A 10599-nucleotide genomic window follows, 5' to 3' on the forward strand; every position below is an offset into this window, starting at 1 on the left:
ACGTCTCGAGCCGATCAGGTTCGAGTGCTCGGAGGCGAGCCATGTGGGTTCCGTCGACGCTGCGCAACGGGGTCGTGGCGTGGAATGTCTTCCCGATGCGAATGATCCAGGCGCGCTACAGCGAGAACGACGGCACCCTCAAGCCTGTTCCGGGTGCCTCGCCGCGCAAGTGGGTCTCGCCGTTCGAGCGGGTTCCTGCGCTGGTCAGCCCCGAAAAGGTTGCCAAGTCCAACGACTGAGGTGGGATCAAACCGGCGTGCTGCAGCGTTGGATACAGTGAGGTACAACGACTCCATCTGAGAGCCGACTCCCACGGAGGGAATCATGAAAAGCAGCAACCCCGTCTTCGCCCGCAGCGCCGAGTTCAACGGCCGCAGCGGCGCGACCGCCAACGACCCGTCCCAGTGGCAGGTGGACCTGAACGGTTCGCCCACACACACCGAGCGCGGCACCGGCCGCATGACCATCGACACGGTCGTCGAGAAGACCGCCATCACGCTGGGCCTGCTGACCTTGTCGGCCGCCGTGACGTGGTTCTTGATCGGGGACCTGAACGACGCCGACATCTCCAAGGCAGACGCGGCTCAGGGCACGGCGTACGCCTTCGCGATGGGTGGCGCCCTGATCGGCTTCGTCCTCGCGATGGTCAACTCCTTCAAGAAGGTCGTCAGCCCGGCCCTGGTCATCGCCTATGCATTGGTCGAAGGCGTGTTCATCGGAGCCTTCTCCAAGGTCATCGCGTCCTACGTCGGTGAGCCGTCGATCGTCTTCCAGGCTGTGCTCGGCACGGTCTTCGCATTCGGTGGCACGCTCGCCGCCTACAAGTTCTTCGACATCCAGGTCACGCCGAAGTTCCGACGCGTCGTCACGATCGCCGGATTCACGGTGGTCGGCGTGCTGGTCCTCAACTGGATCCTCAGCCTGACCGGAGTCTTCGACAATGGCGGACTGCGCGGTTTCAACACCCTGGGTCTGCTGGTGTCATGTGCACTGGTCGTCCTCGCGGTGTTCTTCCTGATCCTGGACTTCGACTTCATCGAGCAGGGCGTCGCTGCGGGCATCCCCGAGAGGGAAGCGTGGCGTGCGGCGTTCGGTCTCACCGTCACCCTGGTGTGGCTCTACATCGAGATCCTGCGCATCCTCGCGATCCTGCGTGGAGACTGATCACTGACCCGTACGACATGACGATGGCCGGCTCCTGCGAGCCGGCCATCGTCATGTCCGAGCTGTTGACGCACCCATGACTCGGCAGTCAGGAGGTGCGGCGCCGGCGCAGGACCGAGGCGAATCGGCCGCCGGGGCCCGCATCGCGAACGACCTGGGTGCCGGGATGCCGGACCGACACCGCTGCGGCGTCGGCCACCGAGGTGAGATCGCGAGAGTGGCCCGCATACTCCACCTTGACCTGCTTCTGTCGCAGTGATGCCGCGACCGCGGGGATCAGGACTGAGACCATGTTCGCGTAACCGGTCGCGGAGGGATGGAAGTGATCGGCGCCGAACATGAGCTCTCGCTTCTCGGCGAACAGCGGGCCCAGCAGGTCGCCGAGCGACACCGCGCGACCGCCGGCCTCGACGACTGAGATGGTCTGCTTGCGCGCCAGTGATCTGCTCAGCCGTCGCGCGATCGACCGAAGCGGCTGCAGGATCGGTTGCACCGTGCCCAGATCGGGACAGGTGCCGACCACGACAGCGCAGTCCTCGGCGACCAGGCGCCGGACGACCTCGGCGAGCATCCGAGCGGATGCACGAGGAGTCACCTGATGGGTCAGGTCGTTGATGCCGACGACGATCACCGCCACGTCGGGGTGCCAGTGGGGATCAAGGTCGATCTGGCCGTTCAGATCGAATGTCCGAGCGCCGACAACTGCTCGGCACTGCATCTCGACCGGGGCATCAGCGACATGAGCCAGGCCCAGGCCGATCAGGGCTGACGGGGTGGCATCGGCCCGATCGACTCCATAGCCGACCGCCGCAGAGTCGCCGAGCACCAGGACCCGGATCGGGCGGCCGGGGAGATCATCGCCGTAGACGCCATCGGGGGACGGGGGGCGGTCGTCGGTCGTGCCGATCGCGCGACGCGCGAGCAGTGCCTCGCCGACCAGAAATCCGTAGAAGCCCGAAAGGGTTGCGCCGCCGCCGATCAGCGCCTTCGTGGCGGTCTTTCGGGAGCGGGGCACGCGGCCATTTTACGACCCCTCGAGACCCGTTCGTACCGTGGCCGCTGACCAGGAGTGTGTCCTTGCTTGCATCTAGGGTGTGGGCGTGAGCGAACTCGTCCCGAATCTGCGTGACATCGGCGGCGTCCGTACCGCCGACGGCAGCCGGGTCGTGGAGGGCCGGGTCCTGCGCAGCGCGGCACCGTCCCACCTCGATGATGCTCCACCGGGCATGGCGTGGCCGCCCTCGTTGGTGCTCGACCTGCGATCCCCGGGTGAGTCCGAGCAGGTCCATCCGCTGGCCGGCACCGGAGCGCGCATCGTCAACCTGCCGCTGCTCAGTGCGCTCCGCCCCGATGCGGCACCCGCTCGCGATCTCGCGGCGCTCTATCTTCTGTTGCTCGACCACGCCTCGAGCCATTTCGTCGAGCTCGTCGAGGAGGTCAGCCTGTGCCGCGGTCCGACCCTGATCCACTGCGCCGCCGGCAAGGACCGCACAGGCGTCTCGGTCGCGCTGGTGCTGCGGCTCCTGGGGGCGTCACGCGATGACATCGTCGCCGATTACCTCCTGACCCTGCACGCCGAGCGTGCCATTGCCGCGCGACTCCGGATCACCCCGGGCCGCCGTCACCGGGCGACCCTGCCTCGGGAGTTTCTCGCCGTACCGGTCGAGGCGATCGACGGGGTGCTGGACGTGTGGGACACCCACGACGGGGGCGTGCACGGCTGGTTCCGAGCGATCGGCGGAACGGAGGCCCAGGTTGACCAGCTGCGTCGTACGCTGCTGCAATGACCTCGCCAGACCTGACGCTGGACTCCCGTGAGGTCCCCCTCGGCGGCCTGCGAGGCATCACCGTGCATCGGACCCTGCCTCAGCGGGGCCTCCCGACGGTGGGCCCATGGTGCTTCGTCGACCAGTTCGGACCCACAACCGAGCCGATGGCGGTGCTGCCGCACCCGCACACTGGACTGCAGACCGTCACTTGGCCGCTGGCCGGCGAGATCCGCCACCGGGACAACCTCGGCAGCGATGTCGTGCTACGGCCCGGTGAGCTCAACCTGATGACGTCCGGGCGGGGTGTCGCCCACTCGGAGTTCTCCGTCGGCGACATCACCCAGCCGATCAGCGGTCTGCAGCTCTGGGTCGCGCTCCCGGGCGGGCAGCTTGCGGCCGAGGCCGCCTTCGAGCACCACCCGGATCTGCCCCCGGTCGAAGGTCGCACCTGGACGGCCACGGTCCTGATGGGGGAGATCGACGGCGTGGTGTCGCCGGCCACGACACACTCGCCGATGGTCGGTGCCGAGCTGAGGATCGCTGCGGGCACAGCAACGATCCCGCTGCGGCCCGACTTCGAGCACGCGATCCTCGCGGTCGACGGCGCGACGCTGGTGGACGGCATCGAGATCGCCGCACGGCAGATGCGCTACCTCGCGCCGGGACGCGCCGAGGTGCGGCTCCGCGTCCCGGCAGCCACGACTCTGCTCCTGATCGGCGGCACCCCATTCGAGGAGCAGCTCGTGATGTGGTGGAACTTCATCGGCCGATCGCACGAGGACATCGTCGAGGCGCGAGACCAGTGGCAGGCCGCCTCGCCGCGATTCGGCGAAGTCGCCGGACACGCTGGCAAGCGGATCCCGGCGCCGCCGCTGCCGCAGGTGAGGCTGCGGTCCAGACGACGCACGATCGATGGATCGTCCTCGCACGATTGAGCTCGACCGTGGCTTGGTTCCAGGTTTGTCATGCCCCGGGTGGACACTTGGCAGGCCAAGTCGATCCAGGAGGACGCCATGAGCATGGACGTCACCGCGTGGACATCGCTCCATCGCGTCATGACCACCAAGACCGGACCGCAGAAGCTCACCAAGGAGACGCTGCGCCGGATCGGTTCGTTTGCCGCGCCCCACAAGCGGCAGCTGGTCCACTTCCTGATCTTGAGCGTGGTGTCGGCGGCTCTCGCCGTCGCCACGCCTGTGCTGGCCGGTCGTGTCGTCAACGCGATCGTCGACGGTGACTCCCGGAGCACAGTGTTCGGCATCGCGGGACTGATCGCGCTGATCGCGCTCGCCGACGCGGCCCTCGGCATCTGGACCCGCTGGCTGTCCGCGACGATCGGTGAGGGGCTGATCCTCGACCTCCGCACGACGGTCTTCGATCACGTGCAGCGGATGCCGATCGCCTTCTTCACCCGCACCCGTACCGGAGCACTGGTGAGCCGGCTCAACAATGACGTCCTCGGTGCACAGCGTGCCTTCAGCGGCACCCTGTCAGGGGTGGTGAGCAACCTCGTGATGCTGACCCTGACTCTCGTGGTGATGCTGAGCATCTCCTGGCAGATCACCACCGTGGCACTGGTGCTGCTGCCCGTGTTCGTCGTTCCGGCGCGCCGCATGGGCAGCCGGCTGGCGGCATTGTCCCGCGAGGCGGCCAACCACAACGCGGTCATGAGCACGCGCATGACCGAACGCTTCTCGGCTCCGGGTGCGACCCTGGTCAAGCTGTACGGCCGGCCCGGCGAGGAGTCGGTCGAGTTCGCCGCTCGGGCGCGTCGGGTGCGGGACATCGGCATCCGGTCAGCGATGCTGCAGTCGGTCTTCGTCACGGCGCTGACGACGGTCTCCGCGCTCGCGCTCGCCGTGGTCTACGGACTGGGTGGCTTCTATGCGCTCAAGGGTTCGCTGGATCCAGGTGCCGTGGTGTCGCTGGCCCTGCTGTTGACCCGGCTCTACGCACCGTTGACCGCCCTGGCCAGCGCCCGGGTCGAGATCATGAGTGCCGTCGTCAGCTTCGAGCGTGTCTTCGAGGTGCTCGACCTGCAGCCCCTCATCCGCGAGAAGGAGGGTGCGGTCGACGTACCTGCCGGCCCCGTGTCGGTCGAGTTCTCGCACGTGACCTTCGCCTATCCCTCCGCCGACAAGGTGTCGTTGGCGTCCCTGGAGGAGGTCGCCCTGCTCGACAACCGCGGTGGCGTCGAGGTCCTGCACGACATCTCGTTCACGGTCGAGCCGGGCCAGATGGTCGCCCTGGTCGGCACCTCGGGTGCTGGCAAGTCGACCATCGCGAGCCTGATACCGAGGCTGTACGACGTCGACTCGGGGAGCGTGAAGCTCGGCGGCGTCGACGTGCGCGACCTGTCGATGGCGTCGCTGCGCGGGACGCTCGGCATGGCGACTCAGGACGGGCACCTGTTCCACGAGTCGATTCGGGAGAACCTGCTGATCGCCCGGCCCGAAGCCACCGACGCGGAGCTCTGGACTGCCTTGCGTGACGCCCGGCTCGACGATCTTGTCGGCTCGCTGTCCGAAGGCCTCGACACGGTCGTGGGGGAGCGGGGCTACCGGCTGTCTGGTGGCGAACGTCAGCGGCTCACCATTGCGCGGCTGCTGCTGGCGCATCCTCGGGTGGTGATCCTCGACGAGGCGACGGCCCACCTCGACTCGACGTCGGAGTCGGCGGTCCAGGAGGCGCTGGCAGCTGCGCTGGAAGGTCGTACCTCGGTCGTCATCGCGCACCGGCTGTCGACCGTCCGGGCCGCCGATCGCATCCTGGTCATCGAGGACGGCCGCGTCGCGGAGCAGGGCACCCATACTGAGCTGCTGGCGCAGGAAGGCCGCTACGAAGAGCTGCACCGTACACAGTTCGACCAGGGGCAGACCGATCCGATCGACCAGCCCACTGCTGGCTAGCGGGAGAATCTGTTAGCCTCAATTTGAGATACTCTGGGTATCTGAATCGCGAGAGGACCTCCATGACTCACTTCACCGACAAGGTCGCCGTCGTCACCGGCGCCGGTTCCGGAATCGGCCGCGCTTTGTCCGTCGAGCTCGCCCGCCGAGGCGCGAAGCTCGCGATCTGCGACGTCGACACGCACGGCCTGGCCGAGACCGAGGCGCTGATCAAGGCCGTCGGCGGCGAGGTCAGGGCCGATCACCTCGACGTCGCGCAGCGCGAGCTCGTGCTGGCCTACGCCGATGACGTCGCCGCGCACTTCGGCCGAGTCAACATGGTCTTCAACAACGCCGGCATCGCTTTCACCGGCAGCGTCGAGGAGATGTCCTTCAAGGACATCGATCGGGTCATGGATGTCGACTTCTGGGGCGTCGTCAGCGGCACCAAGGCTTTCCTGCCCCACCTTGTGGCATCCGGCGATGGCCACATCATCAACATCTCCAGCATCTTCGGCCTGTTCTCGGTTCCGACACAGAGCGCGTACAACGCGGCCAAGTTCGCGGTGCGCGGATTCACCGAGGCGCTTCGTCAGGAGATGATCACGGACGGACGTCCGGTCAAGGTGACGTGCGTTCACCCCGGCGGCATCAAGACCAACATCGCCCGCAACGGCGGTGAGGTGGAGGGACGCGACCACGATGAGCTGGCCAGCTCCTTCGACAAGATGGCTCGGACGTCCCCCGAGAAGGCCGCTGAGGTCATCCTCAAGGGCGTCGAGAAGAACAAGGCCCGGGTCCTGATCGGCGGCGATGCGTGGGTGCTCGACAAGGTCGTCCGCATCAGCGGCTCCGGCTACCAGCGCCTGACGACGGCATTCAGCAAGCGCAACGGCCTCTAGTCAGCCAAGCCGGCCAGGCCGGAGGGACGTGAGCCCTCCGGCAGGGCCAGCAGCGCGCCCAGCAATGTCTGGGCGCACAGGTCGCGGACCTCGTCGCGGGTCGTGTCCTGCGCGTCCAGCCATTGGTGACAGGCGCTGCGCATGAACTGGAGCCAGCTGCGTACGGCGATGCGCATCAGCTCGCTGGCCTGCCCGCCCGGCTCGATCAGCACCACGATGCGGTCGTGATGGACGCGCAGGTCGTGCTCGATGATGTCCTGGATCTCCGGGTCCGCGGACGCAGCACCGTGGAAGATTGCCTTGACGCCGAGCTTGTGGTCCTTGCAGTAGTCGAGGTAGATCTCGATGCCCTGGTTGAGCTGATCGACGACCGGCAGCGCCGGGTCGGTCGTGGTGAGCTCGGCCATGCGGCCTGACTCACGGCGGACCATCGCTGCAAAGAAGGCCCGCTTGGTCGGGAAGTAGTGGTAGAGCAAGCCGCGGGAGACGCCGGCGACTTCGGAGAGCTCTTCGATGTGGACGTCCTCGTACGAACGATCGGCGAACAGTTCGGCGCCGAGGTCGAGGAGCTGGTCCTGACGGGCCTCGCGGCTCATGCGGGTGCGGGTGGCCATGCCGCCCACACTACTTGACATCGATTCAGCAGGGGCTAGGCTGACCCTACTGAATTTCAGTCTAATAAGGAGCTTCGGTGCAGAACGACTGGTCGGGCCAGAGGTTTCCCCACCCTCCGGGGCGCAAGCCTGTGGTCGGCGACGCGCTGGGGTCGGCGGGTCCGACCCCGCTGCAGAACACGATGCGGCGCGGGGCAGGCCTTGGTCCGATGTTCGAGCTAAAGGTGTTCGACCAGAAGTTCGTCTTCGTCGTGGGGGCCGAGCTGGCCGCCGAGCTCGCCGACGAGTCACGATTCGTCAAGGGCCTGTCACCGGCGCTTGTCGCGCTGCGAGAGTTCGCCGGTCAGGGGTTGTTCACCGCGTACAACGACGAGACGAACTGGGCGCTGGCTCACGATCTGCTTCGTCCGGCCTTCACCAAGGACGCCATGCGGCGATATCACCCGGTGATGCTGGCCGCGGCCCAGGAGCTGTTCGACCTGTGGGACACCCGCGAGGGCCCGGTCGATGTCTCGGCCGACATGACCAAGCTGACCTTGGAGACGATCAGCCGCACGGCGTTCAGCACCGACTTCGGCTCGTTCAGCCGCAGCGAGCCACATCCCTTCATTCCGGCGATGATCGCCGCGCTCAAGGCCGGACAGCGCAAGGGCGTGCTCAACTCGATGCCCGGTGCATCGTTGATGGCCAAGCGGATCAACAAGGTCAATGCGCACCACCAGGAATACGTCGACTCGCTGCTGGACGGCATCATCGCCGCGCGGAGGTCGTCCGATGAGGTCGACGAGAGCGATCTGCTGGGAATCATGCTCCACACGCCTCATCCCGAGACGGGAGCGCGTCTGGACGACCTCAACATCCGGCACCAGATCCTGACCTTCCTCGTCGCCGGGCACGAGACCACGTCGGGTGCGTTGTCATTCGCGCTGTACTACCTGTCGCGCGATCCCGAGATTCTCGCGAAAGCGCAGGCCGAGGTCGATCTGATCCTGGGTGGTGACCGAGACGCCGAGCCGACGTTCGAGCAGGTCGCCAAGTTCCGCTATCTGCGCCGGGTGCTCGACGAGGGCTTGCGACTGTGGCCGACCGCACCGGCGTTCACCCGCAGTCCACGGGAGACCACGGTGCTCAGCTCGGGGCACACGATGCGGCCCGAGGACTGGGCCATCGTGATCCTGCCGATGTTGCACCGCGATCCGGCCGTCTGGGGCGACGACGCAGACCAGTTCGACCCGGACCGGTTCCTGCCCGAACGCTCGCGCGGACGCCAGCCGCATTCGTACAAGCCGTTCGGCACGGGGGAGCGATCATGCATCGGGCGGCAGTTCGCCCTGCACGAGGCGATCCTGGTGCTGGCACGATTGCTGCACCGATACGACGTCGTGGGCGATCCGGACTACGAGCTCCAGATCGCCGAACGGCTGACGCTGATGCCCAAGGGGTTCACGCTGAAGATGACGCCCCGTCAGTCTGCCTGAGTCGGGTCGACTGCGACCCGGCCGGACTCGTCGACGGTGCAACGGCGCGGCGGAGAAGGGCGATCGCCGACCACGTCATCTGCTCGATTGCTTCGTCCCTCGACATGCCGGCGACATCGACGAGCCAGATCAGACTTTCGATGCCAACGACGGCTCGTACTGCCACGGCGAGTCGACGGATCGCCTGCTCGTCGAACTGGGGGGCGAGGGGGGAGAGCGCCTCGGTGAACCAGCCGATGGCGCGTCCTTGGCGTAGTGGCAGCGCTCGCGTCGTGGCATCGGCCTGCAGCGAAAGTCGGAGCATCGTGCGCTGCTGAGACTCGGTGTCGACCACCATCACCAGAAAGCCGCGCACCGCAGCCTCGAGCCGATCCTCGGGATCGTCTCCGATGTCTGATGGCAACATCGAGGTTGCGGCGATCTCGGGGTGCGCAGCCAAGAGCAATGAGTTCTGCGAGGGGAAGTATCGGTAGGCCGTGGTGCGCGAGATCGAGGCAGCCTCAGCTGTCTCGGCCACGGTGGGCGGGCGTCCTCCGCGCGCCACCAGATCGCGGGCGGAGGCGATTAGGGCCGCCCTCGTCCGCTGCTTCTGGCGTGTGCGACCGACCTTCTCGTAATCCATTGACACGACATTCACGGTACCTTAGTGTCGTTATGGTACTCAAGTCCCATAAAAGGAGTCGGGATGAAAACAGCAATAGTTCGCAATGTCGAGGACGCCGAGCGCCGCTGGTTCTTTGGCGGCGGATTGCATACCTGGCTCGTGCGACAGGGCGAGGTTGACGGGAATTTTCTGCTCTTCGAGGACGACGTAGAGCCAGCCAAGTGCACACCGCTTCACACCCATCCGGGCGCAGAGGAGACCTTCTACGTTCTTGCAGGATCCATGCTGTTGCACCTGGACGGTCTCGAAACGGAAGTTCGAGCAGGTGGGGTCGCGGTCGTTCCACGCGACGTGCCGCACGCATTTCTCGCCGGCCCCGATGGCGCTCGGATGTTGTGCCTGCACACGCCCGGCGGCGGCGAAGACTTCTACCGGCAGGCGAGCAAGGAAGTCGTCGAAGGCGAGCCGCAGCTCCCGGTCGACTTCGACCAGATCAGGGAATCAGCGCGAGCAACAGGAACCATGAAGGTTCTCGGTCCACCGCCGTTCTAGCCAGCGTCCAGGGCCGGGACGACGATTTCGACGGACTCTCCCGTTCGAATCGAGTTCACAGCCGGCGACATCCAGGAGGAAAGATGGTCAAGATCAAAGCACCTGCGACAGCTCCTGTTCTGATGGCGAGGAGTGCGTGCCTGACCGGGATCGGCGTCGTGCTGGACGCCCGCCCGGTCCGAGCCTCAGGAGCCACGTCATGAACCGCGTCACGACGCTGGCGTTGGCCGTGGTCGGGCCGCTCTGCGTTGCCTTCCTGCGATTTGTGCTCCCGTACTACACGGCATCCGACAGCACTGCCGCCGCGCGGGCCGTCGGCGAGCACCTCGGCAGGGAGAGCGCCGTCCTGTGGCTGGGTCTGGCAGCCAGCCTGACTCTTGCTCCGGGGCTGTACGCCGTCAGGGACGCCCTACCCACGAGCCAGTTGGCAAGGTGGGGATTCAGCCTGACCGTGATCGGCTACCTGAGCTTGCCGATCGTGCTGGTCGGAGACATGGCTTTGTGGGCGGGTACGAAGCAGGGACTCGGACCGGTGGCGACCGGCAGGCTGCTGGACAATGTGCACCCCGCGTACGACGTCGGGCTCGGCGTATTCGTCGCTGCCCACGTCATTGGCACGGTCCTGCTC

At 66.6% G+C, this 10599-nt stretch carries 12 protein-coding genes; 9 read left to right on the forward strand and 3 right to left on the reverse strand.

Features of this window, described 5'->3' with window-relative positions:
* Positions 1-41: 41 nt before the first annotated feature.
* Positions 42-239: a hypothetical protein gene (locus WB461_RS06160; RefSeq protein WP_423851841.1), complete on the forward strand. Its 198-nt coding sequence runs from the start codon at positions 42-44 to the stop codon at positions 237-239.
* An 85-nt stretch (positions 240-324) separates the two neighbouring features.
* Positions 325-1164 (forward strand): Bax inhibitor-1/YccA family protein, encoded by an 840-nt coding sequence (locus tag WB461_RS06165; RefSeq protein ID WP_423851842.1) that lies wholly within the window; start codon positions 325-327, stop codon positions 1162-1164.
* Positions 1165-1252: 88 nt separating this feature from the next.
* Here the strand turns inward: WB461_RS06165 and WB461_RS06170 are convergent, their stop codons facing one another.
* Positions 1253-2179, reverse strand: coding sequence for an SGNH/GDSL hydrolase family protein (locus WB461_RS06170; protein WP_423851843.1), 927 nt, complete (start codon positions 2177-2179; stop codon positions 1253-1255).
* A gap of 85 nt (positions 2180-2264) precedes the next feature.
* On the opposite strand from WB461_RS06170, the gene WB461_RS06175 reads away from it, so the two are divergent.
* The 4 genes from WB461_RS06175 (at position 2265) to WB461_RS06190 (ending at position 6723) form a co-directional block, all read left to right on the forward strand.
* The gene (locus WB461_RS06175; RefSeq protein ID WP_423851844.1) at positions 2265-2951 is read left to right on the forward strand and encodes a tyrosine-protein phosphatase; all 687 of its coding nucleotides are present in this window, start codon (positions 2265-2267) and stop codon (positions 2949-2951) included.
* Positions 2948-3868 (forward strand): pirin family protein, encoded by a 921-nt coding sequence (locus WB461_RS06180; protein ID WP_423851845.1) that lies wholly within the window; start codon positions 2948-2950, stop codon positions 3866-3868. Before WB461_RS06175 ends, WB461_RS06180 begins: the two co-directional genes overlap by 4 nt.
* Positions 3869-3898: 30 nt before the next feature.
* Positions 3899-5842 carry an ABC transporter ATP-binding protein gene (locus WB461_RS06185; protein ID WP_423851846.1) on the forward strand — a complete coding sequence of 648 codons (1944 nt, stop codon included), beginning with the start codon at positions 3899-3901 and terminating at the stop codon, positions 5840-5842.
* A gap of 62 nt (positions 5843-5904) precedes the next feature.
* The gene (locus WB461_RS06190; protein WP_423851847.1) at positions 5905-6723 is read left to right on the forward strand and encodes an SDR family NAD(P)-dependent oxidoreductase; all 819 of its coding nucleotides are present in this window, start codon (positions 5905-5907) and stop codon (positions 6721-6723) included.
* On the opposite strand, the gene WB461_RS06195 is transcribed toward WB461_RS06190, so the two are convergent.
* Positions 6720-7337 (reverse strand): TetR/AcrR family transcriptional regulator, encoded by a 618-nt coding sequence (locus WB461_RS06195; RefSeq protein ID WP_423851848.1) that lies wholly within the window; start codon positions 7335-7337, stop codon positions 6720-6722. The genes WB461_RS06190 and WB461_RS06195 overlap by 4 nt on opposite strands.
* 77 nt (positions 7338-7414) lie before the next feature.
* On the opposite strand from WB461_RS06195, the gene WB461_RS06200 reads away from it, so the two are divergent.
* A complete protein-coding gene (locus tag WB461_RS06200) occupies positions 7415-8815 on the forward strand; it encodes a cytochrome P450 (RefSeq protein WP_423851849.1) in 1401 nt (466 codons plus the stop codon).
* On the opposite strand, the gene WB461_RS06205 is transcribed toward WB461_RS06200, so the two are convergent.
* Complete coding sequence (locus WB461_RS06205; RefSeq protein ID WP_423851856.1) at positions 8781-9437, reverse strand: TetR/AcrR family transcriptional regulator; 657 nt, start codon at positions 9435-9437, stop codon at positions 8781-8783. The two genes, WB461_RS06200 and WB461_RS06205, sit on opposite strands and share 35 nt — an antisense overlap.
* A 63-nt stretch (positions 9438-9500) precedes the next feature.
* Between WB461_RS06205 and WB461_RS06210 the strand changes: the two genes are divergently transcribed.
* Both WB461_RS06210 and WB461_RS06215 read left to right on the forward strand, forming a co-directional pair.
* Positions 9501-9971: a cupin domain-containing protein gene (locus tag WB461_RS06210; RefSeq protein WP_423851850.1), complete on the forward strand. Its 471-nt coding sequence runs from the start codon at positions 9501-9503 to the stop codon at positions 9969-9971.
* Between the two features lie 199 nt (positions 9972-10170).
* On the forward strand, positions 10171-10599 hold a 429-nt coding region (locus WB461_RS06215; RefSeq protein ID WP_423851851.1), incomplete at its 3' end, for a hypothetical protein.

Origin of the sequence: Aeromicrobium sp., assembly GCF_049587115.1 — a bacterium.
Taxonomy (GTDB): domain Bacteria; phylum Actinomycetota; class Actinomycetes; order Propionibacteriales; family Nocardioidaceae; genus Aeromicrobium.